29 protein-coding genes are annotated in these 26,350 nt (G+C 70.9%); 12 read left to right on the plus strand and 17 right to left on the minus strand.

Going from position 1 to position 26,350, the window contains the following annotated elements; genetic code table 11:
- Window positions 1-86: 86 nt before the first annotated feature.
- A complete protein-coding gene (locus ACFUPX_RS32095; RefSeq protein ID WP_383330788.1) occupies window positions 87-536 on the minus strand; it encodes a glutaredoxin domain-containing protein in 450 nt (149 codons plus the stop codon).
- Window positions 537-566: 30 nt separating this feature from the next.
- Window positions 567-1,607 carry a helix-turn-helix transcriptional regulator gene (locus tag ACFUPX_RS32100; RefSeq protein ID WP_383330619.1) on the minus strand — a complete coding sequence of 347 codons (1,041 nt, stop codon included), beginning with the start codon at window positions 1,605-1,607 and terminating at the stop codon, window positions 567-569.
- A 120-nt stretch (window positions 1,608-1,727) separates the two neighbouring features.
- Here ACFUPX_RS32100 and ACFUPX_RS32105 point away from each other — a divergent pair, with 120 nt between their 5' ends.
- A complete protein-coding gene (locus tag ACFUPX_RS32105) occupies window positions 1,728-2,126 on the plus strand; it encodes a VOC family protein (RefSeq protein WP_383330622.1) in 399 nt (132 codons plus the stop codon).
- Window positions 2,127-2,157: 31 nt separating this feature from the next.
- Here the strand turns inward: ACFUPX_RS32105 and ACFUPX_RS32110 are convergent, their stop codons facing one another.
- The 4 genes from ACFUPX_RS32110 to ACFUPX_RS32125 all read right to left on the minus strand — a co-directional run bounded on the left by ACFUPX_RS32110 (window position 2,158) and on the right by ACFUPX_RS32125 (window position 6,177).
- Window positions 2,158-3,108: an alpha/beta fold hydrolase gene (locus ACFUPX_RS32110; RefSeq protein WP_383330624.1), complete on the minus strand. Its 951-nt coding sequence runs from the start codon at window positions 3,106-3,108 to the stop codon at window positions 2,158-2,160.
- Window positions 3,105-3,728 (minus strand): TetR/AcrR family transcriptional regulator, encoded by a 624-nt coding sequence (locus ACFUPX_RS32115; RefSeq protein ID WP_383330627.1) that lies wholly within the window; start codon window positions 3,726-3,728, stop codon window positions 3,105-3,107. Before ACFUPX_RS32115 ends, ACFUPX_RS32110 begins: the two co-directional genes overlap by 4 nt.
- A gap of 116 nt (window positions 3,729-3,844) precedes the next feature.
- Entirely contained in the window at window positions 3,845-4,726 is an 882-nt protein-coding gene (locus ACFUPX_RS32120) for a SigB/SigF/SigG family RNA polymerase sigma factor (protein WP_383330791.1), read from the minus strand.
- Between the two features lie 80 nt (window positions 4,727-4,806).
- Window positions 4,807-6,177: an AMP-binding protein gene (locus ACFUPX_RS32125; protein WP_383330630.1), complete on the minus strand. Its 1,371-nt coding sequence runs from the start codon at window positions 6,175-6,177 to the stop codon at window positions 4,807-4,809.
- Between the two features lie 173 nt (window positions 6,178-6,350).
- Between ACFUPX_RS32125 and ACFUPX_RS32130 the strand changes: the two genes are divergently transcribed.
- Window positions 6,351-7,376: an endonuclease/exonuclease/phosphatase family protein gene (locus ACFUPX_RS32130; RefSeq protein ID WP_383330632.1), complete on the plus strand. Its 1,026-nt coding sequence runs from the start codon at window positions 6,351-6,353 to the stop codon at window positions 7,374-7,376.
- A 1-nt stretch (window position 7,377) separates the two neighbouring features.
- Here ACFUPX_RS32130 and ACFUPX_RS32135 read toward each other — a convergent pair whose 3' ends face one another.
- The gene (locus ACFUPX_RS32135) at window positions 7,378-8,076 is read right to left on the minus strand and encodes a TetR/AcrR family transcriptional regulator (RefSeq protein ID WP_383330635.1); all 699 of its coding nucleotides are present in this window, start codon (window positions 8,074-8,076) and stop codon (window positions 7,378-7,380) included.
- A 142-nt stretch (window positions 8,077-8,218) separates the two neighbouring features.
- Between ACFUPX_RS32135 and ACFUPX_RS32140 the strand changes: the two genes are divergently transcribed.
- The 3 genes from ACFUPX_RS32140 to ACFUPX_RS32150 all read left to right on the plus strand — a co-directional run bounded on the left by ACFUPX_RS32140 (window position 8,219) and on the right by ACFUPX_RS32150 (window position 10,829).
- Complete coding sequence (locus ACFUPX_RS32140; RefSeq protein WP_383330638.1) at window positions 8,219-9,346, plus strand: FAD-dependent oxidoreductase; 1,128 nt, start codon at window positions 8,219-8,221, stop codon at window positions 9,344-9,346.
- 137 nt (window positions 9,347-9,483) lie between these two features.
- Window positions 9,484-10,503, plus strand: coding sequence for a Gfo/Idh/MocA family protein (locus ACFUPX_RS32145; RefSeq protein WP_383330641.1), 1,020 nt, complete (start codon window positions 9,484-9,486; stop codon window positions 10,501-10,503).
- A 65-nt stretch (window positions 10,504-10,568) separates the two neighbouring features.
- The gene (locus ACFUPX_RS32150) at window positions 10,569-10,829 is read left to right on the plus strand and encodes a hypothetical protein (RefSeq protein WP_383330644.1); all 261 of its coding nucleotides are present in this window, start codon (window positions 10,569-10,571) and stop codon (window positions 10,827-10,829) included.
- On the opposite strand, the gene ACFUPX_RS32155 is transcribed toward ACFUPX_RS32150, so the two are convergent.
- Window positions 10,813-11,805: an NADP-dependent oxidoreductase gene (locus ACFUPX_RS32155; protein WP_383330647.1), complete on the minus strand. Its 993-nt coding sequence runs from the start codon at window positions 11,803-11,805 to the stop codon at window positions 10,813-10,815. The two genes, ACFUPX_RS32150 and ACFUPX_RS32155, sit on opposite strands and share 17 nt — an antisense overlap.
- Before the next feature lie 69 nt (window positions 11,806-11,874).
- On the opposite strand from ACFUPX_RS32155, the gene ACFUPX_RS32160 reads away from it, so the two are divergent.
- Complete coding sequence (locus ACFUPX_RS32160) at window positions 11,875-12,870, plus strand: GlxA family transcriptional regulator (protein WP_383330650.1); 996 nt, start codon at window positions 11,875-11,877, stop codon at window positions 12,868-12,870.
- A 24-nt stretch (window positions 12,871-12,894) separates the two neighbouring features.
- Here the strand turns inward: ACFUPX_RS32160 and ACFUPX_RS32165 are convergent, their stop codons facing one another.
- Entirely contained in the window at window positions 12,895-13,458 is a 564-nt protein-coding gene (locus tag ACFUPX_RS32165) for a DUF1062 domain-containing protein (protein ID WP_383330653.1), read from the minus strand.
- A gap of 374 nt (window positions 13,459-13,832) precedes the next feature.
- On the opposite strand from ACFUPX_RS32165, the gene ACFUPX_RS32170 reads away from it, so the two are divergent.
- Window positions 13,833-15,179, plus strand: a complete 1,347-nt coding sequence (locus tag ACFUPX_RS32170) for a TolB family protein (RefSeq protein WP_383330656.1) — start codon at window positions 13,833-13,835, stop codon at window positions 15,177-15,179.
- Between the two features lie 11 nt (window positions 15,180-15,190).
- On the opposite strand, the gene ACFUPX_RS32175 is transcribed toward ACFUPX_RS32170, so the two are convergent.
- The 6 genes from ACFUPX_RS32175 to ACFUPX_RS32200 form a co-directional block, all read right to left on the minus strand.
- A complete protein-coding gene (locus tag ACFUPX_RS32175) occupies window positions 15,191-15,973 on the minus strand; it encodes an alpha/beta hydrolase (RefSeq protein ID WP_383330658.1) in 783 nt (260 codons plus the stop codon).
- Between the two features lie 22 nt (window positions 15,974-15,995).
- On the minus strand, window positions 15,996-16,634 hold the full coding sequence (locus tag ACFUPX_RS32180) for a disulfide bond formation protein B (protein WP_383330660.1): 639 nt from the start codon (window positions 16,632-16,634) through the stop codon (window positions 15,996-15,998).
- A complete protein-coding gene (locus ACFUPX_RS32185) occupies window positions 16,634-16,798 on the minus strand; it encodes a DUF5993 family protein (protein ID WP_383330663.1) in 165 nt (54 codons plus the stop codon). Before ACFUPX_RS32185 ends, ACFUPX_RS32180 begins: the two co-directional genes overlap by 1 nt.
- A 101-nt stretch (window positions 16,799-16,899) precedes the next feature.
- Window positions 16,900-17,352 carry a hemerythrin domain-containing protein gene (locus ACFUPX_RS32190; RefSeq protein ID WP_383330666.1) on the minus strand — a complete coding sequence of 151 codons (453 nt, stop codon included), beginning with the start codon at window positions 17,350-17,352 and terminating at the stop codon, window positions 16,900-16,902.
- A gap of 93 nt (window positions 17,353-17,445) precedes the next feature.
- A complete protein-coding gene (locus ACFUPX_RS32195) occupies window positions 17,446-17,838 on the minus strand; it encodes a molybdopterin-binding protein (protein ID WP_383330669.1) in 393 nt (130 codons plus the stop codon).
- 35 nt (window positions 17,839-17,873) lie between these two features.
- The gene (locus ACFUPX_RS32200; RefSeq protein WP_383330672.1) at window positions 17,874-18,878 is read right to left on the minus strand and encodes a ketopantoate reductase family protein; all 1,005 of its coding nucleotides are present in this window, start codon (window positions 18,876-18,878) and stop codon (window positions 17,874-17,876) included.
- A gap of 135 nt (window positions 18,879-19,013) precedes the next feature.
- On the opposite strand from ACFUPX_RS32200, the gene ACFUPX_RS32205 reads away from it, so the two are divergent.
- The 3 genes from ACFUPX_RS32205 to ACFUPX_RS32215 all read left to right on the plus strand — a co-directional run bounded on the left by ACFUPX_RS32205 (window position 19,014) and on the right by ACFUPX_RS32215 (window position 22,180).
- A complete protein-coding gene (locus tag ACFUPX_RS32205) occupies window positions 19,014-19,295 on the plus strand; it encodes a hypothetical protein (RefSeq protein WP_383330675.1) in 282 nt (93 codons plus the stop codon).
- Window positions 19,296-19,808: 513 nt separating this feature from the next.
- Window positions 19,809-21,635, plus strand: a complete 1,827-nt coding sequence (locus ACFUPX_RS32210) for a cytochrome c biogenesis protein DipZ (protein ID WP_383330678.1) — start codon at window positions 19,809-19,811, stop codon at window positions 21,633-21,635.
- 128 nt (window positions 21,636-21,763) lie between these two features.
- Window positions 21,764-22,180 carry a molybdopterin-binding protein gene (locus ACFUPX_RS32215; protein WP_383330681.1) on the plus strand — a complete coding sequence of 139 codons (417 nt, stop codon included), beginning with the start codon at window positions 21,764-21,766 and terminating at the stop codon, window positions 22,178-22,180.
- Between the two features lie 31 nt (window positions 22,181-22,211).
- On the opposite strand, the gene ACFUPX_RS32220 is transcribed toward ACFUPX_RS32215, so the two are convergent.
- Entirely contained in the window at window positions 22,212-23,036 is an 825-nt protein-coding gene (locus tag ACFUPX_RS32220) for an NAD(P)-binding domain-containing protein (protein ID WP_383330684.1), read from the minus strand.
- 14 nt (window positions 23,037-23,050) lie between these two features.
- Entirely contained in the window at window positions 23,051-24,043 is a 993-nt protein-coding gene (locus ACFUPX_RS32225) for an alpha/beta hydrolase (RefSeq protein ID WP_383330687.1), read from the minus strand.
- 76 nt (window positions 24,044-24,119) lie between these two features.
- Here ACFUPX_RS32225 and ACFUPX_RS32230 point away from each other — a divergent pair, with 76 nt between their 5' ends.
- Both ACFUPX_RS32230 and ACFUPX_RS32235 read left to right on the plus strand, forming a co-directional pair.
- Window positions 24,120-24,722: a TetR/AcrR family transcriptional regulator gene (locus ACFUPX_RS32230; protein ID WP_383330690.1), complete on the plus strand. Its 603-nt coding sequence runs from the start codon at window positions 24,120-24,122 to the stop codon at window positions 24,720-24,722.
- A gap of 527 nt (window positions 24,723-25,249) precedes the next feature.
- Complete coding sequence (locus ACFUPX_RS32235) at window positions 25,250-26,329, plus strand: hypothetical protein (RefSeq protein ID WP_383330693.1); 1,080 nt, start codon at window positions 25,250-25,252, stop codon at window positions 26,327-26,329.
- Window positions 26,330-26,350 lie beyond the last annotated feature (21 nt).

Here is a 26,350-nt window from a genome sequence, read left to right on the forward strand (position 1 = left end):
GCCGCACCCGCGCGGCGGCGGCCGGACACTCGGCCACCCACTGCGAGCGCGGCACGACCGCGAGACGGCTCATGCGCCAAGTCGGCTCATTCGCTCGTCGAGGCCCGCCCGGAGAGCTGTTGGCGCACCCACGCGGGATCGGGGTTGACGTGCGTCCGGCCTGCCACGACGACCGTCGGCACGGTCTCATTGCCGTCGTTGGCCGCCCTCACCGCTGCCGCTCCGGCCGGGTCGCGCCAGATGTCGACCCAATGCAGTCGGCGGGCATTGCGCCCCAACCGGAGGCGCAGGCGCAGGCAGTACGCGCAGCCCGGCCGCCAGAAGACGACCGGCCGGCCATCGACCGCGCTGCGGCGCCGTGCCTCCGTCGCACCGATCGACCTCGGAAAGACCAGCGGCGAATGCACGATGGCGAGCAGCCCGAACAGCAGCAGAAGCGCGGTGGCCGCGCCGGGACTTCCCCCGGAGATCAGCCCGATCGCAACGACCGAGCCGCAGAGCACAAGCAGCAGCGGGAGTGTCCAGGCGCGTATCAGCATCATGAAGGCGCAGGCTATCGGGCGCCGTCAGGGTTGGTGGGCGTGGGCCGCGAGGCGGTCCGAGAACGCGATGACGAGCTCGCGCAGTTCGTCGGGGCGCTCGATGACGAACGGCCGGTCGAGGGAGGCGAGCACCGCAGGCAGCCAGTCCAGCCGCTCCGCCCGCAGTTCGACGAGCCGCCAGTCCTCGACCGCAGGATCCACTGGTGCCACGTGAGCCGCGCCTGCCACATCTGCCGCTCCTGCCGCTCCTGCCACGGACGTTGGGTCCTCCACACTCGCGACACCGGCGGGAAGTCGTGCGCGGATCTGCTCGACCGTCCCGTGGATCCGCAAGGTCACCTCATGCCGGTACGCCGCCGTGGCGAACCCGGACAGGACGCGCTGCGTCGGGTCCAGTCCTTCGGGTGCCTCGAACGAGCCGGTCAGGGCCCTGGCGTCGGTGATGCGGTCGAGCCGGAAGGTCCTGTCCTCCTCGATGTCGGGGTCCGCGCCGGTGACGTACCACCGGCCCGCGTGGGCGACCACGCCGTACGGGTGCAGGGTGCGGCTGCTGCGTCGCCCTTCGCGGTCCGCGTACTTGATCGAGACAGGGCGGCGGTGCCGTACCGCGTCGGAGACGGTGAGCAGGACCTCGGAGTCAGGGGCGGCGAACTCGCCGGGCGCCTCCGTGAAGGCGAGCGACTCCAGGACCGAGTCGACGCGGCGGGCGAGGCGCTCGGGCAGCACCCGCCGGATCTTGGCCGTCGCCGTCTCGCTCGCGGTGGCCGTCGTCGTCGTCAACCCCGCGCGGCGGCCGGCGACCAGCCCGAGCAGCACGGCGATCGCCTCGTCGTCGCCGAGCATGAGCGGTGGCAGCCGATAGCCGGGTGCGAGGCGGTAGCCGCCGTAGCGTCCGCGCACGGCCTCGACCGGCACGTCGAGATCCATCAGCTGATGCACGTAGCGACGCACGGTGCGCGCGTCGACGTCGAGCCGCTCGGCGAGTTCGGCCATCGTGCGGGTGCCGCCCGACTGCAGCAGTTCCAGGAGGGTGAGCACACGGCCGGTGGGTCTGGGTCGGGACATATCGCGAGGCTAACGCAGATAGTGGACCGATTCTGTCCACTATTTGTTCTAGCGTGCGGAGCGCAACGGCACAGCGGCGCGACGGCACGACCGCGCTCCTCAGAACACAGGGAGAACACCATGGACTTCGTCTCGATCCGCGTCATCACCGGTGACACCGCGCGCCTCGTCTCGTTCTACGAGAAGGCCACCGGCGTACTGGCGACCTGGTTCACCGAGGACTTCGCCGAACTCAAGACCCCCGGCGCGACCCTCGCGATAGCCGGCACCCGCACGGTCCCGCTGTTCGCGCCCGGCTCCTCCCGCCCGGCCGACAACCACAGCGTGATCCTCGAATTCCTGGTCGACGACGTGGACCGCGTCCGCGAGAACCTGGCCGGCTTCGTCACCGACTTCGTCACCGAGCCCACCACGATGCCCTGGGGCAACCGGTCGCTGCTGTTCCGCGACCCCGACGGCAACCTCGTCAACTTCTTCACCCCGGTCACCACGGCGGCGATCGCGAAGTTCGCCCGCTGAAGCGGGCCCCGATCCCGGCCGGAGCCCACACTCACTCGGTCTCTTCCAGCCCTCCCAGCCCTTCCAGTTCGTCCAGTTCGTCCAGCCCTTCCAGGAACGGCACGATCGCATCGATGAAGTGCTCGTTCCGATCGCCCGCCACCATGTGCCCCGCGTCGGCCACATCGACCCGCCGCGCCTTCGGCACCGCGTCGCAGAACTGCTCGGCGATGTCTTCGCGCACCACGTCACTGATCCCGCCCCGGACGAGCTGGATCGGTACGTCGGCGTGGCGCGCGGCGGCGAGGAGACGCTCGGCCATGCCGGGCGGATCCATCCGGCCCTCGAAGCTGTCCAGCATCCGGGGGTCCCAGTGCCAGACCCAGCGACCGCCGTGGCGGCGCAGGTTGTTCCGTAGCCTCTCGGCGGCGTCCGTGCGCGGTCGGTGCGGCAGGTAGGCGGCCACCGCAGCGGCCGCTTCCCCGACGTCGGAGAACCCGTCAGGACGGCCCCGCATGAACTCGACGATCCGGCGGGCCCCGCGGGGATCCGGTCGATGGGCGACGTCGACGAGCACCAGAGCGCGAATCGCCGCCCGGGGCGCCTCTCCGGCGGCGAGCAGCGAACTCAGGCCGCCGAGCGAGGCACCGATGAGCACCGGACGGACGACCGGACGGACGACCGGCCGCTCGGCCGGCCGCTCGGCCGGCCGGTCGCCGAGTTCAGTGACGAGGGCCCGGACGTCGTCGGCGAAAAGGTCTAGGGCGTAGTCGCCGTCGGCCGACCATCCGCTCGTGCCGTGCCCGCGCAGGTCCGGGGCGATGACCCGCCACCCCAGCGCGGCAAGACGCGGGCCGGTCCGGTCCCAGGCGTGCCGTGTCTGGCCACCGCCGTGCAGCAGGACAAGAGGGGGCGAGGATGCCTCGCCCCACACATCCGCCGTGAGCAGGATGCCGTCGCCGCCGACGAAGTTCAGGGGGCGGGGCAGCGCGTCGGCCGTCATGCCGTTCCCCGGGTTCGCAGCGGCGCCAACAACTGGTCGCGGTGGGAATCCGCGGCCGCCGCGGCGAGCGCGACGTCCAGCGCGAGCAGAGCACGAGCGAGGAACCGGTCCTCGTCGATCAGGGCGGCGACCCACTGATGCAGCGCACCCACGCACGAGGTGCCGACAACGGCGGCCAGCGCGTCGGTGTGGATGTCGGCGCGCAGAAGACCCCGCGTCTGTGCGTCCGCCATCGCCCGGCGGAGCTGGATGAGCGGACTGCGGTCGAGCACGAGGCCGCTCTCCTCCCACTCGCGCACCATGCGGCGCGATACGACTGGGTCGTCCACGAACAGCTGGACGGTCGCCCTGACGACCTCCCGAGGGTCGCCGGCCTCCAGCGCGGCCAGGCGGTCGTCGAGGTCGTCCATGAACCCTGCGGCGAGCGCCTCCCAGATCTTGTCGCGCGGCCCGATCAGGTTGTAGACGGTGGCCGGGGCGACCTCCGCCCGCTCGGCGATCCGCTCGGTACTGATCACCGATTCCGGGTCCTCCCGCAGGAGTTCGCGTGTCGCGTCGAGGATCCTGCGCCGCCGCCGGGCCTTGTGCTGTTCGCGCAGGCCCCCTTCGACCGTCTGCATAAGGGCACACCCCTTCGCCGAAACTTAGAGAGAACTCTAAATTTAGAGATATCTCTGAAACTGTCAAGCGCTGAGGCAGCGTGACAGCCCCTGGCCACGCGAGGGCTCCCCCCCGGCTAGTCGTAGGTGAGCAGGCCGGTGCGGAGGGAGGCGAGGGTGCCTGAGAGGAGCCGTGAGACCTGCATCTGTGAGATGCCGAGTGCCGTGGCTATCTGGGCTTGGGTCATGTCGTGGCCGAAGCGCATCTCGATGATCCGGCGTTCGCGTGCGTCGAGCCCGGCCAGGAGCGGGGCCAGGGCGTGCAGGTCCTCGAACACCTCGATGGCGGGGTCCGCCTCGCCCATGACGTCGGCGAGGGAGTGGCCCTCCGTGAGGGCCGCGCTGTCCTCGCCCCCGGCGCGTGGGCTGTCCAGCGATCCGGCGGCGTAGCCGTTGGCGGCCACGATCACCTCCAGGACCTGCTCCGCGGTCACCGTGAGGTCGGCCGCGAGTTCGTCGACCGTCGGTTCACGACCGAGCGCGGAGGACAACCGCTCCTGGGAGTCGACCAGTTCGCTCCGTAGTTCCTGCAGCCTGCGCGGTACGTGCACGGCCCAGCTGGTGTCACGGAAGTACCGCTTGATCTCCCCGAGGATGTAGGGGACGGCGAAGGAGACGAACTCGAAGCCGCGGCCGACGTCGAACCGGTCGATCGCCTTGATCATGCCCACGGTGCCGACCTGGACGATGTCCTCCAGCTGACCGTTGCCACGGTTGCGGTAACGGCCTGCCACGTAGTGCACCAGGCTGAGGTTCATCTCGATCAGCGTGCCGCGCGTGTACACGTAGGCGGGCGAGCCCTTCTCGAGCGTCCGGAGCTCGTCGAAGAAGAGCTTGGACAGCTCCCTCGCGTCCGCCGGCGTGACCTGATCGGCTTCCTCGATCCAGGGCCGTCCGGCGCCCTCGCTCCGTACCGGCTCGTTCGGCTCAACGGCGTCGCCCACGTCCGCTGCCCGCATAAACATCGTCCGACTCCTCAGGCTCTCGACCGGTCTCGCCAGTCGTTCCGCACGGAGGAGTCGGCATACCGGGACTTTCCTCACCTGTCCCGGGGACCAAGGCCCTGACCCGGCCGGTGCCAAGGACCTTCGACGACGAGGTTGCCGTCTTCGGTGAGGTGGGCGACGACGCCGGTCTTGTGGAAACCGTCGGAGGTGAAGGCGTGCATGTTCCGGTCGGGGGCCTTGTAGTAGCCGTGCAGGGTGCAGGGGCCGCGCGTCCAGAGCTGTCCTGGTGTTCCCGCCGGTACGTCGGCGCCGTCCGGGTCGGTGACGCGGATCTCGTCCTCGGGTGAGAGCGGGCGTCCCTGCGTGTGCTGGACGACGTCGTCGGCGTCGGTGAGGCGGGTGAGGGAGAGGAGCCCCTCCGCTGTGCCGAAGACCTGCTGGAGACGGCAGCCGAAGGCCTGCCGGACGTCGGCCGCGAGCTCGGGACGGTGGCCCGCGCCACCGATCTGGACGAGGCGCAGGCTGGAGAGGTCGTACTCGCCGTGGTGGGGCAGGGCGTCCAGCCACTGGCGCGCGACATCAGGCTCCAGGGAGGTGACGGTGACCTTCTCGGTCTCGATCGCGCGGAAGGCGTCGGCGGCCTCGGGGTCGTTGATCAGCACGACGGTGCCGCCGGTGGCGAGCGTGCCGACGATGCCTGGGCAGCCGAAGGCGAAGTCGGTCGCGGCCGGGAGGGCCGCGAGGTAGACGTCTTCGGGACCGAGGCCGGTCAGCTCGGCTGCCGCCCGGGAGCGGTACGCGTATTCGTTGTGGCTGCGCGGCACCAGATCGGGCAGCGCCGTGCTCTCGCCGCCCGACGGCAGGAGGAACGCGACGTCATTGGGGTCGTACGTACGCTCCGGGTCCATCGGGGCGTCCACGGAGCCGAAGGGAAAGAACAGACACCCGCTGGCGGCGGTGGAGAAGCCTCCTTGGGCGCCCTCGGGGCCGTCCAGGGTGAAGGCGCGGCGCAGACGCGGATGGTCGTCGCTGATCTGCTCGACCATCTTGGCGTGGTCGAAGCCGCGGTGGAGGCCGGGGCCGATGTAGGCGGCGGCTTCGGTTAGGTGGGCGAGGTGCCCGATCTCGTCGGCGCGGTAGGACGTGAGCGCGAACACCGGGAGAGCGCCGGCCCGCATGAGCGCGTAGACGGTGATGACGAATTCGGGCACGTTCGGGAGCTGGACGATGACCCGGTCGCCGGCGCGGACGCCCCGGAGCGTGAGCCCGGCGGCCAGGCGGTCGACGCGGCGGTTGAGCTGGCGGTAGGTGAGACGCTGCTCGCCGTGGACGAGGGCGGTGCGGGTGGCGTGCGTGCGCGCGTGCTCGGCGAGGAGTTGGGGCAGGGCGGCGCCCTGGTAGTAACCACGGTCGTAGTAGCGGCCGATGGTCTCGGGCAGGTGCGGGGTGCAGCCGTCCAGCATGGTGCGGACTCCTTCCGGTGCCGTGTGACGAATTCGATCACGGCGGCTCAGAGTTCCATGCCGGGCGCGGAGGCGACAACCAACATATGTTCCCTGGCGGGAGTCGCAGTGATCGCCGCCCGTACTCTGGCGGCAGCAGCAGGAGGGGGCGGGATGCGGGAGGGGGAGGCGCGGTGGACAGTGCCGTGCGCACGCGCCGGGCAGCCGACGGAGAGCGGAAGCGGGGCGCCGACCGTCGCGGACGCAGGTGGGGGTCGATCGGCTGTGGCGTGCTGCTCGCCATGCTGCTCGTCCTGCTCGTCGTACGGCTGACGGGAGTTGATGCGGGAACCCCGCTCGCCGTGCCGGTGGTCCTGTTCCCCTACGCCGGTGCGCTCGGCCTGCTCGCTCTGATCGCCACGATCGCCGTCCCCGCACTGCGCTCTTGGCCACTGGTCATCGGCGCCGCGCTGCTCGCGGTTGCCTACGTGGTGCTGCTGGTGCCGAGGTTCGTCCCGGACGACGAGCGGCACATCCCGGCCGGGGCGCCCGAGTTGCGCGTGGCCACCCTCAACACCCATGTAGGCAGGGGGGATGCGCGCGCCCTCGTACAGCTGGTGAAGTCCGAACGGATAGACGTCCTGGCCGTGCAGGAGCTGCCGTCCGCCGGGATCGACGCGTTCGCCGAAGCCGGGTTGGGCGAAGTCCTGCCGTACCAGGAGCTCCATCCCGAGAACGACTCCTCGCTCTACTCACGGATTCCGCTGACGCGCGGCGGTCCACTGGAGGCGGACACCGCCTGGCCCCAGACCACCGCACAGGTGACGGTCGGCGGACGCGCCGTACGGCTGGTGGCGGTGCACACGTACTACCCGCTCGGTGACGCGCAGCGCTGGACCCGGGACATGACCGCCCTCACCGCCGTCGCCCGCGACGGCGGCGCCGACACCGTGTTCCTGGGCGATTTCAACGCCTCCCTGGACCATGCGCCGATGCGCGACCTGCTCGCGTCGGGCGGGCTCACGGACACGCATGCCGAACTCGGCAAGGGCTGGGCCCGCACCTGGCCCGCGGGCAAGGGCCTGTTGCCGCCCCTCGTACCGCTCGACCATGTCGTGCACGGCCCCGGCCTCGCGGGCCTCTCGGTCGGCGAGCGGACCGTGCCGGGCACCGATCACCGGGCAGTAGTCGCCACGCTGGCGCTGCTGCCCACTGCCTGAGTCAAGACGGCACCGCTGGGTCGGTCGGCTCCCGCAGGGCGGTGATTCCGGTCAGGAAGAGGTCGAGGCCGGCGAGGAACTCCGCCCGGTCGTCGTGTTCGCGCAGCTGGCCCGCGACGCTCCGGGTGAACGCGTACTCGTCGGGATCGAGGTCTTCCCACGTGGTCGCGGCGGCGTCGAGGAACTCGGTCCGGTTCGTGCCCGGCTCGACCCCGCGGGCGTTGGCCGCGTTCTGTCCGCCCACTCCGAGGATGTAGCTCAGGAGCGCGGACGCGGCGGTGAAGTGGGCGGCGTGGGGGACTCCGAGCGCTCGGACCTGGCGTCCGAGGTGTTCGAAGACGCCCAGCATCGGTGTCTGCGACGGGGTGCGGGTGATCTGCGTGCCGATCCACGGGTGGGCGTCGATCGCGTCGAACACGCCCAGTGCGAGGGCGTGGATCGCTTCCCGTGGAGTCGTGGCCGCGGCGTAGGAGCCCACGGTGTCGGCGACGACCGCGTCGGTGGCGGCATTGAGGAGTTCGTTCTTGCCCGTGACGTGCCAGTAGATGGCGCCGGGCCCGGTGGCGAGTCGCTCGGCCAGCGCCCGGAAGGTGAGTCCGCGCTCGCCCGCCGTGTCGAGAAGCTCGACCGCGGCCTCGACGATGCGCTCACGGGTGAGCGGTTCCTCGCGTCGCTCTGGACGACGTGCCCTGGTTGCCATGCACACATCCTGACACATGTCTGGAACGCTGTTCCAGCTTGACATCTCTGGAACGACGTTCCAGGGTGGTGTTGGAACAGCGTTCCAGAGGTGACCTGCGAGGTGTCCGCCCGGCAGGCGATGCGAAAGGAAAGTGATCACCATGACTACGACAGCCACGAACGTCACGATCATCGGCGCCGGGCTCGGAGGACTCGTCCTCGCCCGCGTCCTTCATGTCCACGGCATCCCGGCGACGGTCTACGAGGCGGAGGCCTCGCCGACGGCGCGATCGCAGGGCGGGATGCTCGACATCCACGAGGACAACGGCCAGCCGGCTCTCCAGGCGGCAGGCCTGATGGACGAGTTCCGCGGCATCATCCTGGAGGGGCGCGAGGCGACGCGGATCCTGGCCACGGACGGGACCGTCCTGTTCGACGACGACAGCACGCGCGGACGCCCCGAGGTGCAGCGCGGCGAGCTGCGGCGGATCCTGCTCGACTCGCTTCCGGCCGGCACCGTCCGGTGGGGCCACAAGGTCAGCGGCACCCGTTCCCTCGGCGACGGGCGCCACGAGGTGACCTTCGCCGACGGCGGCACTGTCGTCACGAGCCTGCTGGTCGGCGCCGACGGCGCGTGGTCGCGGGTCCGGCCGCTGCTCTCCGACGCGATACCCGAGTACATCGGCAGTTCCTATGTCGAGACCTACTTGTTCGACGGCGACACCCGGCACCCGGCCGCCGCGAAAGCGGTCGGCGGCGGATCCCTGTTCGCGCTCGCGCCGGGCAAGGGGATCTCCGCCCACCGGGAGAGCGGCGGGACGCTGCACACGTACGTGGCGCTCAGCGAGTCCCAGGAGTGGTTCGCCGCCATCGACTTCTCCGATCCCGCCGCGGTCACCGCGCGGGTCGTGAAGGAGTTCGAGGGCTGGGCCCCGGAGCTCACCGCGCTGATCACCGACGGCGAGAGCGCACCGGTTCTGCGCACCCTCAACGCCCTGCCCAACGACCACCGGTGGGAGCGGATACCGGGAGTGACCCTGCTCGGCGACGCCGCCCATCTCTCGGTCCCGAACGGCGAAGGCGCCAACCTGGCCATGTACGACGGCGCCGAACTCGGCAAGGCCGTCGCCGCGCACCCCGGCGACGTCGAGACCGCGCTCGCCGCGTACGAACAGGCTATGTTCCCCCGCAGCGCCGCGGCCGCGGAGGACGGCGTCCAGCTCCACGAGATCCTCTTCGGCGACAAGACGCCCCACAGCCTGCTCAACATGTTCACCACAAACGAGTAGCCCCTGGGGGTCCTGGCCCGTTGCCGCCGTGGACGAACGATCTCTCCGCCTACGTTGACGGTGCGACGGAATGGGGGTTCTCTCGCTGGAGATGAGGCGCGGGAAAGTCCTGCGCCAGGAGGGGAGACACCCCAGTCATGCCATTGCAGCGAGAACTCGGTGTGGCCGTCGTCGGCACCGGGAAGATGGGCGCCGACCACGTGCGTCGGCTCCATGACGTCATCAGCGGGGCGCGGGTGACGGCCGTCGTCGACATCGAGGCGGACCGGGCGAAGACACTCGCCGACGCGATCGAAGGGTGCACGGCCTACACCGAGCCGTCCGCCGCCATGGCGGCGAAGGACGTGGACGCCGTACTCATCGCCTCTCCCGGCCCAGCCCATGAGGCGGCCCTGATCGAAGCGCTCGGCCGCGATCTGCCGGTGCTGTGCGAGAAGCCGATGACTCCGGATTCGGCGTCGGCCCTGCGGGTCCTTGAGGCCGAGCAGCGGCTGGGGCGCAGGCGCGTCCAGGTGGGTTTCATGCGGCGCTTCGACGCCGAGTACGTCAAGCTCAAAAGGCTCCTCGACGGCGGCGAGTTGGGCAGGGCGCTGATGCTGCACCAGCGGCACCGCAACCTGGACATGCCGCCGGGGTTCACCGACGCGATGCTCATCAGCAGCTCGGTCGCACACGAGGTGGACGCGACCCGCTGGCTGCTCGACCAGGAGATCACGGCGGTCACCGTGCACAAGCCCGCGCCGACGTCGCACGCGCCGGCCGGTATGAACGACCCGCAGCTCGTCCTCTTCGAGACCTCGGCCGGCGCGCTCGTCGACGTCGAGATCTTCGGCCACTGCGGCTACGGCTACCAGGTGCAGGCCGAGGCGGTCTGCGAGCGGGGCACCGCTCGGATCGGGGACGAGCCAGGGCCCCGGGTGAGCGCCGAAGGCCACTGGGGAGGCCGTGTCCCGCCGGACTACATCGAGCGTTTCGAGGACGCCTACGACCGTGAGGTGCAGGCCTGGGTCGATGCCACCCGCCGGGGCGAGACCACCGGCGCGGGCGCCTGGGACGGCTATGCGGCCGCGGCCGTGTGCGAGGCGGGGGTGGAGTCCCAGCGGTCGGGCGGGCGCGTCGAGGTCGCGCTGGTCGAGCGCCCCGCGTTCTATGCGTAGACCGAGCGGCGAGGGGAGCGGGGGCGGCGCCGGGCCGGCGCTGCCCGCTCTGCCCTGATCTCCGGGTGTTCACCCACGAGGGGCGGGCCGTCGCGCACTACCTCGTCGACGTACGCGATGTCGCCGTCGCACGGCTCGACCAGGAGACGCCCGGCCAACTCGGCGCGCTGGCACGCCTGTTGGGCGACGCCGGAGTCAGCGTCCTGGTCCAGTACAGCGACCACGCGGGCAACCTCGTCCTGCTCGTCGCGGACGAGCAGGACGAGGTGTGCGACGCCGTCATCGCGCGCTGGGGCGTCGCCTCGGCGCCTACGGGCGGATCGTGAGCACCAGCTTCCCCGTGACACGGCCCGTCTCGCCCTGCGCGTGCGCCTTGGCGGCCTCGGCGAGCGGGTACGTGTCCGAGACGTGGACGCGCAGCTGTCCGGACTCGGCGAGCGCCGCGACCGCGGCCATGCCCGCCTGGTCGTGCTCCACCAGCATGTCCGTGGCCCGCACGCCCAACTCGGCCGCGCGCTCGGCCACGTCGCCGAAGTTGCCCGGCAGGATCGACACCAGGATGCCGCCCGGCCGCAGCACCTCCAGGGAGCGCAGCCGGTCGTCGCCGCCCAGCGGGTCGAGGACCACGTCGATGTCGCGGGCCTCCTTCACGAAGTCGGCGTTGCGGTAGTCGATGACCTCGTCCGCGCCCAGGCCGCGTACGAAGTCGTGCTTGGCGGCCGATGCGGTGCCGATGACGTAGGCGCCGCGCGCCTTGGCGATCTGTACCGCGACATGGCCCACGCCGCCGGCCGCCGCGTGCACCAGGACCCGCTGTCCCGCCTCCACGCGGGCGTTGTCCACGAGGGCCTGCCAGGCGGTCAGTGAGACCAGCGGCAGCGCGCCGGCCTCGATGTGGGTCAGCCCGGCGGGCCTCGGCACGAAGGCGCGGGTGGGACCGGTCACGTACTCGGCGTGCGAACCGGCGCCGTACGGGTAGGGCAGCATGCCGAACACCTCGTCGCCCGGCTGGAACAGCGAGACGCCGATGCCGACCGCCTCGACGACCCCCGACACGTCCCAGCCGAGCGTGAACGGCGGCTTGCCCAGGAAGGCGCCGAACCTGCGGTGCTTCCAGTCGGTCGGGTTGACGCCCGCGGCGTGCACGGCGACGAGGATCTGGCCGACGCCGGGCTTCGGGCGCGCGACCTCGACCTCCTTCAGGACGTCGGGGTCGCCCAGGATGTCCTGGCGGATGGCCTTCATGGTCGGCTCGGTGGTCTCGGTCGTGTCCGCGGGCTGAGCAGCGGTGTTCTTGGTCATGACTCCAGCGTGCGGTACGGGCCTGACCTGGGCAATGGCAAGATAGCCATTCAGCGATAGGATCGTGCCATGGCCTTGATGGAATTCCTCCCCGACCGCCCGCACCGCGTGGTCGTCCTCGCGCTCGACGGTGTCTATCCCTTCGAGCTCGGCATCGCCAATCGGGTGTTCCCGCTGGTCCCCGGGGCCTACGAGGTGGTGACGTGCGCGGCTACGGACGACCGCACGGTCGCCACCGACGCCGACTTCACCATCACCGTCGCGCACGGCCCTGAGGCGCTGGAGAGCGCCGACACGGTGATCCTGCCGCCCTACGACCTGCGGCACATCACCGCCGAACTGTCCGAGCCGGTGCGCGACGCGCTCGCCCGCATCAGGCCCGGCACACGGTTCGTGTCCATCTGCACGGGCGCGTTCACGCTCGCCGCGGCCGGTCTGCTCGACGGGCGGACCGCGACGACGCACTGGGCGCTCGCGGACCATTTCCGGCGGCTGTTCCCCCATGTCGCCCTGGATCCCGGCGTGTTGTTCGTCGACGACGGTGACGTGCTCACCTCGGCGGGCGCCGCGTCCGGCGTCGACGTGTGCCTGCACGTGGTGCGTTCCGACCATGGCAGCGCGGTCGCCAACCGGGTCGCCAGGCACTGCGTCGTGCCGCCGTGGCGCGAGGGCGGCCAGGCCCAGTACATCGAGCAGCCGATCCCGGACGAGGGCGCCACCGGCACCGCGGCCACCCGCGTCTGGGCCCTGGAGCACCTCGACCAGCCGCTCGCCCTGCGGGAGTTGGCGGCCCACGCCCGGATGAGCCCGCGCACCTTCGCCCGCCGCTTCCAGGAGGAGACGGGCACCAGTCCCGGCCGGTGGCTGATCCAGCAGCGGGTGCACCGGGCCAGGGACCTGCTGGAGTCCAGCGACCTGCCGGTCGACCGGGTCGCCGCGGAGGTCGGTTTCGCCACCGGGACATCGCTGCGCCAGCACTTGCAGGCGGCCATCGGGGTGTCGCCGCAGGTGTACCGGAAGACTTTCCAGGCGGGCGCGGTGCGGGCGCCGGCCACGGCCGGCTGACCGGACGCTCCACAAGACCGCGGCTCAGCGCTTGAGCGTGAAGGTGAAGTCGCCGGAGAGCCTGCTCCTCAGCCGGACCGCCGACACGAGGCTGCCCTGCGTGATCAGTCTCTCGACCTCGGCCCGGGACAGGGCGCAGCCTTCGGCGATCAGCCGCACGGGACGGACAGGGATCCGTGCCGCGAAGCGGACCGAGACATCGAGGACGTCGAGCACCGCACGGTTCAGGTGATCCGATCCGCCGGTGTCCAGACGCCAGGCGTCGTCCCAGTCCAGGGCCATGCGATTGCGGCGCCGCACGACCGGGTCCTGGAGCAACTCGGCTGCCAGAGCAGGGTCGTTGCCGTGCAGCCGGTCCAGCAGCTCAGGTCGTACGGAGCGCACGTTCATCCGCTCCAGGACCGTGATCTTCGCCGTTGCCCCGCACGCGGTGCACAGCGCGAGGAGCCAGGCGTCGATGAGCTTGTGGTGCGCGTTGACGCGGAATTTTCCGCTGGTCCGCAAGCGCTCGCAGGCGCAGGCGCAGGCGTGGCAGCGGCGTTGAACGAGTGGCAGGCAGGTGGGCATGACCACCCAGCTATTGAGCACAGAAGTACACCGGTTCCAGTGAGAAGTCCGCAGCAAAAAGGGGCGCGGCGCACAGGCGCGGCGCGCGACGATTCAGCGCTCGGGAGGACTCACAGGGTGTACAACGGGACGTCCTTGCCTAGACGACGTGGCTCGGCAGCACGCTAACGACGCACCGCGGCGCCGTGCCACCGGTTTTCGCCGGCCCCGATGGTTGCCCCCTGCGCGTGAGTACGGCACAAAAGTCCGCCGAAGCGCCCCGCGCCACTGATGCAACCGACGCATCCGCACCCCCGACGGCACGCGGCACATTGACCCCCGGGGTTCCACGGTGTTCGCTCGCCAACGCGTGCCCGGACGGCACCCAGGGACCGCTGTCGACACAGGAGGAACCGATGACCGTTCATCAGCGCGCAACGGCCGCCGGCGCCGCGCTCGCCGCCCTCTGCACGGTGACCGTGCTCGCGCCCGCCGGAGCGTCCGCCGCCCCCACCTTGGTGCCGCACACCGAGCGGGTGAGCGTCGGGCAGGAAGGAGCCGAGGGCAACGCCGCCTCCACGAACCCCGCCATCAGCGCCGACGGCCGCTACGTCGCGTTCGTCTCGGCGTCCCGGAACCTGGTCGCGAACGACACCAACGGCACGCCCGACGCCTTCGTACGCGATCTGCGCACCGGGAAGACGCAGCGCGTCAGCGTCAAGAGCAACGGAAAGGCGAGCCACGGTGTCGTACGGGAGGTCTCGCTCAGCCCCGACGGGCGGTACGTGGTCTTCACCTCCACCGCCGACGATCTCGTGGCCGGCGACCCCAACGACCTCGACGACGTCTTCCTGCACGACCGCAACACCGGCAAGACCCAACGGATCAGCCCCACGGGCGCGTCCTACGACGGGCTGCGAAGCAACCTGACGTACGACCCCGTCGTGAGTGGAGACGGCCGCTACGTCGCGTACGCGTCGGGTGCCGAGGACCTCGTCGCGGGGGACGCCAACAAGCGGGACGACGTCTTCCGCTACGACCGCAAGAAGAAGACCACGGAACTGGCGCAGCTCACCAACGCGGGCAAGCAGGGCGAAGGCGACGCGTTCGCCCCCGCGTTCGCGGGCGACTCCGGCGGCCGGTACCTCGCCTTCACCTCCAACGCCTCGGGCCTGGCCGACGTGGAGGACCACTCCTTGGCGACGGACATCTTCCTGCGCGACCGCGAGAAGAGCACCACGGAACTCATCAGCGTTCCGCACGGCTACAACCGCAAGACCCCGTCCTGGGACCCAGCCCTCAGCGGTGACGCCCGCTATGTGGCGTTCACCTCGGCCTCCCGAGCGCTCAGCCCGGAGGGACCGGCCCCGACCAGCGCGCACAACGTCTTCCTCTACGACCGCGAGACCAAGCGCATGCGACTGGTCAGCGCCGCCCCGGACGGCACACCGGCCGACGGGGACAGCGACGACGTCTCACTGAGCCGCGACGGGCGCTACGCGGTGTTCACCTCCGCCGCCACCAACCTCGCCCCCGACGAGGACGGCGACAGCAGCGCGGACGTCTTCCTGCGGGACATGCGGACCGGCGAGGTGCGCCTGATCAGCGACGAGAGCGAGCCGGTGTCGCAGGACACCGCACCAGGGCGCAAGACCGGCGTCAGCGACGAGGGCGGCGCGGTGGTGTTCGACTCCCCGGCCGGAAACCTCGTCCCCGGCGACACCAACGGCATGCCCGATGTCTTCCTGCGTCGGGTGCGCTGACACACATCGGCTCACGCGGGCGTGAACGGCGCCGCCGCGCCCGCTATGACGCGGGCCGTCTCGCGCCCGAGGGCCACCACGGAAGGCTCGGCCGCCGGCAGACACCGCCCCGCCGTGGGTCCGTACACGCAGCCGAGCACTCCGGCGTGGTCGGTGACGGGCTCGGACAGCTCGCAGTCCCAGCCGTGTGCGAGGAGGGCTTCGTGCAGTTCGCGGGAGGATTCGACGGGCACGACCGTGTCGGTGGTGCCGTGCACGAGCCGTACGGGCACCGGCGCCACCGCTCGGCCGACGGCCTGGAGGGGCACGGTGCCCGTGGTGGCTGCCGGGCGCCGGTAGCCGCCCGCGAGGGCCACCACCGCGGCGGGCCGCCAGCCGTCGAAGAGTTCCGGCTGCAGGGCCACGCCCACCGCGGCGCTCGCGCCCGCCGACCACCCCGCGAGGATCAGCCGCCCGGGGCCGCCGTCGGATGCGCGTACGTGGTCGCGGCCGAACCGCAAGGCGTCGGTGAGGTGTTCCCGGCCGCCGTCGGGCCGGTCCGAACGCCAGTCGGGGACCAGGACGGTGGGCCCCAGCGCGGCGATCTCCCGGGCCAGCGTGGCCATCACGTCCCGCTCGTCGGGTCCCATGCCGTGCCACAGCAGCACGCACCGGTCGTCCGGCCGTCCCGAGGTGTGGATGTCGAGGAGTTTGCTGCCGCTGCCGGTGGCGTAGCGCACGGTCCGGATCGCGGTCCCGGGCACGGCCGGTCGGCCGAAGTCCTCGACTGTGTCCGTCAGTTCGATGGGGTCCATGCACGTCGACGGTACCGGTCGCTCAGTCCATGATCCCGACGTCGTAGAAGAAGCGGTAGCGGTCCGGATCGTCCGGCAGGAACCAGTGGAAGCCCTCCAGGAGGAAGACCGCGACCAGGTTCACCGCGATCACCAGGGCGATGAAGCCGAGCACGATCCGGCCCGCCGTTCCGTACCCCCCTGTCGTCGGCAGTGTGGTGTCGGCGGTCGTGTGGGCGAAGGCCATCACGATGCCGATCGCCACCACCGAGACCATGAAGAGGATCCACGCCCACACGTACAGGTGCAGACCGAGCACGGGCGCCCCGTAGCCCTTGTCGCCCGGCAAGATGTGCAGCATCGTCTGCCGCCAGGACGCGAAGCCGCCGCACATCACCGCGACCAGAGCAAGACCCCAACCCATCATGTAGTCGCGGCCCGTGATCGTGCCGGTCATGCCACGGCGCACGATGTACGCGGCGCCCAGCGCGGCGAGCAGCATGAACATGCGCTGCACCATGCACAGCGGGCAGGGGTAGTCCCAGTCGAGGAACTGCACGCCGAGCCCGCCGCACACCACCCCGGTCCAGCCGACGGCGAAGAAGCAGGCGAACCAGTACTGGACCTTGCCCAGGGCGGGGGAGTGCCCGGTGTCCGGCGACGGGGCCGTCAGCGTGCTCATCAGTAGCTCAGCCCCAGCTTGAGGCTGCTGGTGATGTGGTGGGCGAGGAGGACGATCGTCAGGACGAGCATGAGCCACCAGCCGCCGAGCAGCACGGCCCGTGACCGCTGCCGGTGGAGCGCGAACAGCGTGGCCAGGAGGCCGCCGAAGATGAGGGTGTCCATGGCCGCGGACGGTAGCCGGGGCGATGGCCACACGGCGGCAGGGCGGCCGGGACGCGCCACGGGGTCCACGGGAAGGGAGCAACCCGCGCCCTGAGGGAGGCTCAGGCCGGATGCGCCGCGCGCCAGGCCGCCATGGAGAGGTTCCAGTCGTCGCCGTCCAGCGCGGTGAGCGAGGCCGGGAAGAGACCGTCCTCCTCCTTGGCGATATGCCGGTGCAGCTCGTCGACGGCCTCGACGAAGATGCGTACGTCGCCGGGGTCCGCCAGGTCGAGCGCGGGCAACAGCGCCGCCAGCTCGCGGTGTTCGAGCTCCAGGTTCGCGATGTAGTGCGCGTACTCGGGATCCGCGCGCATCACGGCGAACAGACCGTTCTCCTCGCCCTGCCAGTGGGCGCCCAACTCGCGGGCCATGAGGTCCACGAGGACGCGCGCCCGAGCCGTTTCGCCCCGCTCCAGGGAGCGGATCGCCTCTCCGGCGGCGTCGGTGACGCGTTCGTGTTCGGCGATGAACTCTTTGATCAGAGGGATCTCTCGGCAACCGCAGTAGTGGCACATGAAAGTGTTTCTAGGCCAGGTCCCGCGCCCGGGGCGGGACGCCACGCGCGCGGGACCTCGCAGGAGGCGCCTGGCGTGTCGGCGCCGGGTGCGTCAGGTCCGGTCGATATGTACGTTGGTCGACTTCACGCGGGCGGTGGCCTCCATGCCGACCTCCAGACCCAACTCCTCCACGGCTTCCCGGGTCAGCAGCGAGACCAGCCGGTGCGGCCCGGCCTGGATCTCCACCTGGGCCGCGACATCGCCCAGCTTCACCGCGGTCACGATCCCCGGGAAGGCGTTGCGGACAGAGGTGTAGGAGGCGTCCTCCTCACCGCCGTTCTGGGCGAGCTCGACCGAGAACGCCGCCAGGTCCTTCCCTTCGACGAGGCGCCGTCCGCCCTCGTCGCGCTGGGTGGTCACGCGCCCGGCGTCGGCCCATCGGCGTGCGGTGTCCGGGCTGACGCCCAGCAAGCGCGCGGCCTGCCCGATCGTGTAACGCTGCATGCACGCAAGAATAGGTGCACGGCCACCCGCCGGAGCTAGCGGTGTGCTGCGATCGCCGCGGTCAGTTCGCCGACGGGTGTCGCGCCGGCCGGGCGCCGCTGCCGCGCCGCCTCGTTGGCGTACTCCTGGAGGACGTCGTTGATCGGGGTGGGCACCCCGTGCAGGCGGCCGAGGAGCGCGATCTCGCCGTTCAAGTAGTCCGCCTCGATGGACCCGGTGCCCCGGTTCAGGGACTGCCAGGAGGAGCCACCGCCCCGCGGTACGTCGTCGAACGGCTCGAAGCGGATCCTGCCGCCCCGCACCTTCTGTTCCTCCTGCTGCGACGTGTACGGGATACCGGCCGCGGCGAGCACGGCCTCACCCTCCGCGCGGGCCTGCCGGAGCAGGGCGCGTCCTTCGTCCCCGTCGATCACGCCGGAGACCGCCTCGATCGAATTGACCATGTTCGCCACGAGCTTGGCGTACTTCCAGCGCATGACGTCGTCCACGACGGGCGCGTCGAAGTGCGACTGCCCGAGGTCCTCGGCGATCGCCCGCACCGTGTCGTCGCTGCCTTCGGGGTAGCGGCCCAGGTGCAGGATGCCGGAGAGCGGGGTGCCCTCGGCGCGTACGACGCCCGGCTCCACGAAGGTGGACGGCAGCCACACGCACATCGCGTACACGCGACGGAAGGTGCGCAGCGCGATCCGCTCGCTCTCCACGCCGTTCTGCGCGCAGACCAGCGGCAGGTGCTGGGCCGCGGTGCCGCCGCCCGCGACGGGCCGCGGGCCCCAGGCGGCGAGTGCGGCGGTGCTGTCCTGGGTCTTCACGGCGAGGATCAGCACGTCGTCGGCGCGCAGGGTGCCGAGCGCCTCGGGGCCGTCGACGACGGGGAGCCGGTGGGTGTGCGGGCCGTCCGGGGTCTGGAGGCGCAGCCCGTGGTCGCGCAGCGCCTCGTACTGCTTGCCGCGCGCGACGAGGACGACGTCGTGGCCCGACTGCGCCAGCCGGCCGCCGATGGTGCCGCCGACGGCTCCTGCTCCGATGATGAGATAGCGCATGCCAGCGATCCTAACCATGGTCCGCCACGGCGCCTGCCGAGTGGGGCGCCGTGCCCGAGATCATCGAGGACGCCGAGACGCTGGCCTTCCTCGCCGACCGGGGCAGCCGCGCCAAGTGAGTCGCGGGCGGTCTGCATGGGCAGCCTCGTCAGGGGAGCGGCCGGCCTGCACTGCGGCTACCGAGCCACGACCAACTTCCATGCCTACGACCTGCTTCCGTACTACGGGGTGTCGCCGGTGGGGACCAACCGCGTCGTGGAGGACCGCAACCGCATCACCGCCGGTCCGGTGACCGGCAGCGTCGAGATCGCCCTGCGGCTGATCCAGGACTTCTTCGGCACGGAGGCCGCGCGGCGGAGGGAGCTGAACACGGAGCGCGTGGCCGAGCGGCGCGGCGTCGAGGTGCGGCCGGCCTGATCACCGGGGCCCGGCGGCCTGGGACACTGACAGCTGAGGCGGAGTCTCCAGGAACGGCTGGAAGCGCGTCTCGCCGACATCGGCCTGTCGATGCGGCTGCTCGGGGCGCTCGGGCACATCTCCCGAAACGCCGATCTGTCGTACAGCGATCTGGCGCGTCGTGCGGGAGTCACGAGCCAGAGCATGCGCGCCACCGTCCTCATGCTGGAGGAACTCGGCGCGGTGGAGCGCAACCTGGAGGGGCAGGGTCACCGCGCACGCCTGGATCTGACCGAACACGGCCGCTCGCTGCTCTCCCGGGCGCGGAGCATCGCCCCCGACGACCCCGCGTCCGACTGGCACTGGGAACCCAAACAGGCTTACCACGTAGGTGCGCACCTACGAGCCGTATCCCTTCCTGGCATCGCAGAAGTGACCCTCGGTGTCCGGTGTGACCAATCCGGCGGGGGAGGCCCTCCGAATCACATGTGCGGAGAGCGGGTACGCCGGTCTCCTGACCGGAGGGCGCTCCCCATGCTCACATTGATCTTGATAGGGCTGCTCGGAGGCCTGATCACAGCGGTCTCGCCCTGCATCCTGCCCGTCCTGCCGGTCGTCTTCCTGGCCGGAGGCCCGGGCGCGGAGACACCACCGGCGGGGAAGCCCACCGCGAACGCACCGCCGGGGACAGCACCGCCGGGGCCAGCACCAACCTCCGGCCCCGCCGAATCCGGTTCCACGAACGCGGCCGGTGACACGCTCACCGCGCCCGCCCCGGCCAAGGCCTCGCATGTGCGCAATCGGCGTCCGTACGCGGTGGTGACGGGCCTGGTCATCAGCTTCAGCTTCTTCACGCTGCTGGGCGTGACGCTGCTGTCCGCGCTCGGTCTGCCGCAGGACATCCTGCGCTACGTGGGGCTCGGGCTGCTGGTGCTGATCGGCCTCGGCCTGATCTTCCCGCCCGTCGAGCGGCTCCTGGAGAAGCCGTTCGCGCGGATCCCGCAGCGGCAGGTCAACAAGGAGGGCAGCGCCTTCGTGCTGGGCCTCGGTCTGGGGCTCCTGTACGTGCCGTGCGCCGGGCCGGTGCTGGCCGCGATCACGGTGGCCGGGGCGCGGGGAGAGATCAGCGGAGACATCGTCGCCCTGACGGTTTCGTTCGCCGTCGGCACCGCGATCCCGCTGCTGGTCTTCGCGCTGGCGGGACGGCGGGTGGCCGAGCGGGTGGCGGCGTTCCGCACCCGGGCCCGCAAGCTGCGCATCGCCGCTGGTCTGCTGATGGTTGTCCTGGCGTTCGCGCTCGCCTTCAACGTCACCGACACCATCCAGCGGGCCCTGCCCGACTACACCTCGGCGGCCCAGAAGAAGATCGAGGACAGTGACACCGCCCGCCAGCAGCTGTCGGGGCTGTACAACAACTCCAACAAGGAGCTCTCGCGCTGCGAGGACAGCGCCGACGAACTGCGCACGTGCGGCAAGGCTCCCGCCATCGACGGCATCGCGAAGTGGCTCAACACCCCCGGCGGCGCACCGGTCGACCTGGCGTCCCAGCGCGGCAAGGTCGTACTGATCGACTTCTGGACGTACTCCTGCATCAACTGCCAGCGCAGCCTGCCGCACATCGAGGCGTGGAACGACGCGTACAAGGCGTACGGGCTCGAGGTCATCGGCGTGCACTCGCCCGAGTTCCCCTTCGAGAAGAAGGCGGGCAACGTCGCCGACCAGGCGAAGAAGCTCGGCGTCACCTACCCGGTCGCCCTCGACAACGACCTGACCACCTGGGACAACTACCGCAACAGGTACTGGCCCGCCAAGTACCTCATCGACGCCGAAGGCACGGTGCGGTACTTCAAGTTCGGCGAAGGCGACTACGACCAGACCGAGGACCTGATCCGTGACCTCCTGAAGCAGGCGGACCCGCAGGTGCAACTGCCGCCCAAGACGGGCCAGAAGGCCGACGACCTGACCGCCGACCGCACCCCGGAGACCTACCTCAGCAACCTGCGCATCCGCGGCTACGTCGGTACCCCGCTCGTCGACGACAAGGCGGCCAGCTACCGCTTCCCGGCCGAAATTCCCCTCAACTCCCTTTCCCTGGACGGCACCTGGACCGCCGGGTACGACCACTTCACCGCGGGCGAGGACGCCAAGCTGGCCTTCACCTACCGGGCCAAGAACGTCAACCTGGTGATGGCCGGCGAAGGGCCCGTGACGGTCCTCGTCGACGGCAAGGTCACCAAGACGGTGCAGGTGCACGGCACCCCGTCCCTGTACTCCCTCGTCGACGGCGACACTCCGGCCAAGGCGAAGCTCGAACTGCGGGTGGCCCCCGGCGTCCAGGGTTTCGCCTTCACCTTCGGATAGCCCATCGGTTTCAGCCTGGTGGATGCGACACCCTCCGCTCCATCGTCGATTCAGGGCATTAACGTGTGAATCCCCAAGGCGCACCGCCTGACGAACCACCACGCAATCTCCCTGTGAGGCATCCCTTCATGAGCCTGAGTATCCGCAACCAGATCGCCGGAACCGTCACCTCCGTCACCCCGGGCGAGGTGATGGCGACCGTCAAGGTCCGTCTCGACGGCGGCCAGGGTGTCACCGCCGCGATCACCCTGGAGGCCGTCAAGGAGCTCGGTCTCGCCGAGGGGTCCGCGGTCAGGGCCCTCGTGAAGTCCACCGAGGTGTCTCTGGCGACGGGCCCGGTCGACGGTCTGTCCATTCGCAACCAGATCCCCGGCACCATCACCGACGTCGCCACCGGTGGCGCCATGGCTTCCGTCAAGGTCTCGGTCCAGGGCGGCGAACTGACCGCAGCCATCACCAAGGACGCCGTCACCGACCTGAAGCTGGCCTCCGGGTCCTCCGTCGTCGCCCTGATCAAGTCGACCGAGATCTCCCTCGCCGTCTGACCCCCGCACGCGCCAAGGTGACGCCCGGCCGCTACAGGTCGGCGAGGAGGCCGTCGAGCGCCTTGCCGAGGGCTTGGGAGTTGGCCGGGTCGAACCAAGTGGTGCGGATGCGTTCGTTGTTGCCGTTCGGGGTCTCGTGGTCGGCGGCGAGTTGCCGCAGCGAGCGGGTCTCGTCGCTCAGGGCGCGGCCGACGCCCTGGAAGAGGCCGCGGACGTAGCGTTCGGCGTCGGCGGGGGCGATGCCCCGGCCGACGGCCCATGACGTGAGCGCGGCGAGATACGAGTAGTGCGTGGTCAGCGTCCCCGTCAGCGCGGAGAAGACGTTGAACGCCGCCTCGTCCGCGACCGGTTGCGCCCCACCGAGACGTTCGAAGAGGGCGTCCGTCACCGGATGGGAGGGGAACGTCACCGTGACGGAACGGCGTTCGCGTACGGAAGGGAGCGGGATGGCCCGGATCAGCGTGGCGTCGGTGCCGAGTAGCCGGCGCAGGTCGTCGTTGGCGACGCCGGCCATCACGTTGACCACGATCCTGTCGTCGTCCACGGTCAGGCCGGCCAGCGCTTCCTGCCGGTCCTGGCCGCGTACGGCGATGATCACCACCTCGGAGCGGTCCACGACCTCCTGGTTGTCGGCGCAGACCTGGACGCCCTCGTAGCGCGCGGAGAGCTCCGCGGCCGTGCGGGCTCCCCGGGGAGAGAGGAACACCTCCGGTGACTTGGCGGCCCCCTCGATCCCGTCGTCCCCTTCGCGCAGGCCCTCCACCATGGCCCGGCCGATCTCGCCCACTCCGATGATGCCGATGCGCTTCACTGCTGATTCCTCCAGGGTGTCCGTGCGGTCGAGGCCCTTGTGCATGGATGTGGTGACGCTTACGACGAGGCGAAGGAAGCACGGAGGAACGCGAGGATCTCCGTCCGCGCGGCCTCGGCCTGCGGTGCCAGGCCCGGCGTGCTGAGGAACGCGTGCGCCGCTTCGGGGTATTCGGTGAGCCGCGCGGGTGTCCCGGCCGCCCGCAGCCGTTCGGTGTAGCGGCGGCCGTGGTCGGCCAGCGGGTCGTGGGTCGGCACCACCACGAGCGCCGGCGCGAGACCGTCCAGGTGCTCGGCGTGCAGCGGTGAGAGCGCACGGGAGTCGGCTCCCGGGGGAACGGCGAGCCGCTGGAACAGGTTGAGTTGCGGTACCCCGAGGGTCGGGGTGTGGGCGTATTCGGTGACCGAGGTGTGGTCGAGCATCGCTTCGGTCACGTCGACGGCGGGGTTGACCAGCACCTGCGCCCGCAGACGCAAGCCGGTCTCGTCGGCCCGGATCGCCGCCAGGGCGCAGATCAGCCCGCCGCAGCTCTCGCCGAAGACGGCGGTCCGTGCCGGGTCGATGCCCCACTGCTCCGCATGGCGCACCACATGCTGGAGTACGTCCCAGCCGTCGTCCACGGCAGCCGCCAGCGGGCTGTCCGGGGCGACGAGGCGGTGCTCGACCGAGACGACGACCGCGGGCAGCCGTGCGGCCAGATGACTGTTGACCCAGTCGCTCTGCACCGCCGTGCCCACGAACCCTCCTCCGTGCACGTGCAGTACGAGGGGTAACAGGCCTGCCCGGTCGTAGCCTTCACCTTCACCTTTGCCTTTGCCTTCGCCCTCGGGGCCGGGCGAAGGGCGATACACCCGGACAGGAAGCTGGCGGCCGGGCAGCGGCACGTCCTGCCAGCTGATCGAGGCGCCGGGGTCCGGCTCCCCGGTGATCGGCCGCACCGCGCTGGAAGCGCGGAAGCGGTTCTCCGCGTCGCGGTAGGCGAACAGTTCCTCGGTCGTCATCGTCGGCCAGTCCGGCTCCGGCGGACGCCCCGCAACAGTGACCTCGCTCATGACTTCTCCTTGCCTGGAGGGTTACGCGACCTCGGGTATCGAAACCTAAGGTAGCGAAAACAGGTACCGTATGGCTATGTCATCGACCACATCCGCCAGGCCGCCCGGTCGCCCGCGTGCCGGCGTCAACGAGGTGGTCTTCGCCGCGACGTTGAGCACGGTCCACGAACTCGGCTACGCGCGCGCCACCGTCGAACGCATCGCCGCCGCGGCCGGTGTGGCGAAGTCGACGGTGTACCGACGCTGGCCGACGAAGGGCGCGCTGATCGTGGACTGCCTCCTGGACGCGTTCGGCCCAGCGCCGTTGGCGGGGGCGGGGGCGGGAGGAGCCGAGCTGATGGCGTCGACCATCCGCTGGATCGCGGCGAAGGTCGGCGAGCCCGGGGTGGGCGACGCGTTCGCCGGCGTGTTCAGCGACGCGGTGAGCGACCCGGCCCTGCGCGAGATCCTGTCCACGCAACTGCAGGACCCCTACCGGCTCGCGCTCCAGGACGCGCTCGGCGAGCCGGAGAACCGGGTCCTGTTCTTCATCGACGTGGTGGTCGGAGTCCTGCTCCACCGGATGGGCATGACCGGCGAGCCGATGGCCGACGCGGACGTCGAAGCGCTGGTCGAGATGGTTCTGCGGCACTTCGCTGAGGGGCCCGGCGTGCCTGGCTGCTCGGGCAGCGGCAGCTGATCGCTCGTCATGAGGTGGGGCAGGAGGGCGAGCAGGCCACAGCTGTGTGGGTGGTGCGGGGCGCCGGTCGAACAGACGAGCCGCTGGCGCAGGCGTCGCTACTGCTCCCGGAGCCACCGCCGCAAGGCCGGCGTGTTGTCCCGGGTGTGGGATCTTCTCGACTGGCTGACGGGTGGCTGACGGGTGGCTGCCTCGACCGGCTGACCGGCAGCTGAATGGACGCTGCTCGGACTAGGGGAGCGGGCGCGGCGCGTTCACGTCGTTTCGCGCGGGTGCGCCTGGCCGCCCCGCCACTTGGCGGTCCACGCCGACCGGTTACGCTGCCCGCTCGCTGAGAGCGGCAAGGGGGAGCGGTCATTCGTAGGGGTGCGGGAATCAGGCGCAGCCGGGGAGTGGTGGCCTTCGCCGTGCTGGCCGCTGTGTTCGCGGCCGCGGGGTGTGGCGAGGGCGCCGGGGCGGCCAGCTCCCGGGGTGCGGGATCAGGCGGTGCGGGCGATGGTGGCGCGGATGGTCGGGCGAAGGACCCCGTGGGTTCTCTGACGTGGGAGTTCGAGCACATCGCGGACTTCAGCGGAGAGCTCGCCGACGTAGCCGTACTGGCCGAGGACGACATCTGGGCGGTCGGGGCCGAGAACAACGGCGAGTCCGACGCCCGCCTGCTCCACTACGACGGTACGCGGTGGAAGCGTGAGCCCCTTCCCGAGGCTCTCGGCGCCGGCGCCTACCCGCCCTTGCTCGAGGAGGTCGGTGAGAAGGAACTGTGGCTGCGCCCGCAGGCTTCCGAAGACGCCACCGCCCTGACGCGCTGGGCGCGGTGGGACGGCGCCCGCTGGTCCGCGGTGCCCAGCCCTCCGCCGGGCAATCCCGGGGACTTCGAGGCCGCGGCCCCGGACGACGTCTGGGCCCTCGACAGCGAGCGCAGCGCACAGCACTGGGACGGCACCCGCTGGACCACGACCCGGCTGCCCCACAGCGCCGCGGACCTCGCCGTGGTGGGCCCGGACGATGTCTGGGCGGTCGGCAGCCGCTCGACCGGGCCCGGCACCGACATGGAGGGATCCGGCGAGGTCTACACCCAGCCCGCCTCGATGCACTGGGACGGCACGTCCTGGAAGGCGGTGGAGACCCCACAGGCCCGCTTCGAGGAGCCGCTCCCGCCGGAACCCGGCGCCGGCCTCGGACAGGTCTTCGCGCTCGACAGCGGTGAAGTACGCGCGTACGGCAGCAACTCCTTCAACCACGGCGAGGTCGAGAACGAACCCGAGGACGAGTTCATCCGGCTGCGCAGGGACGGCTCGAAGTGGGTCGAGCAGCAGGCCGTGCCCGGCGGCTGCGTCCTGCGGACCCCGGTGGGCCAGGAGGACAAGGGGCTGTTCCTCGACGGCAACTGGTACGTCACCGACGACGGCCGGTGCGTGAAGATCAAACGCCACCGCCTGCCCCTGTCGACCGGCGCCCGCAAGGCCTCCAACCAGTCGCTGTGGCTGAAGGAGATCCACCGGGTCCCGGGCACCGACGAGTGGCTGGGCGCCGGACACGTCCAGGTCAACCAGTCCGGCGACCCCTTCGGCGCCCCCGTCGTCGTACGCCTGAAGCGCGGCGGCTGACCCCCTGCGGGTGCGGGGCTG

This window comes from Streptomyces sp. NPDC057302 (assembly GCF_042667685.1).
GTDB lineage: Bacteria > Actinomycetota > Actinomycetes > Streptomycetales > Streptomycetaceae > Streptomyces.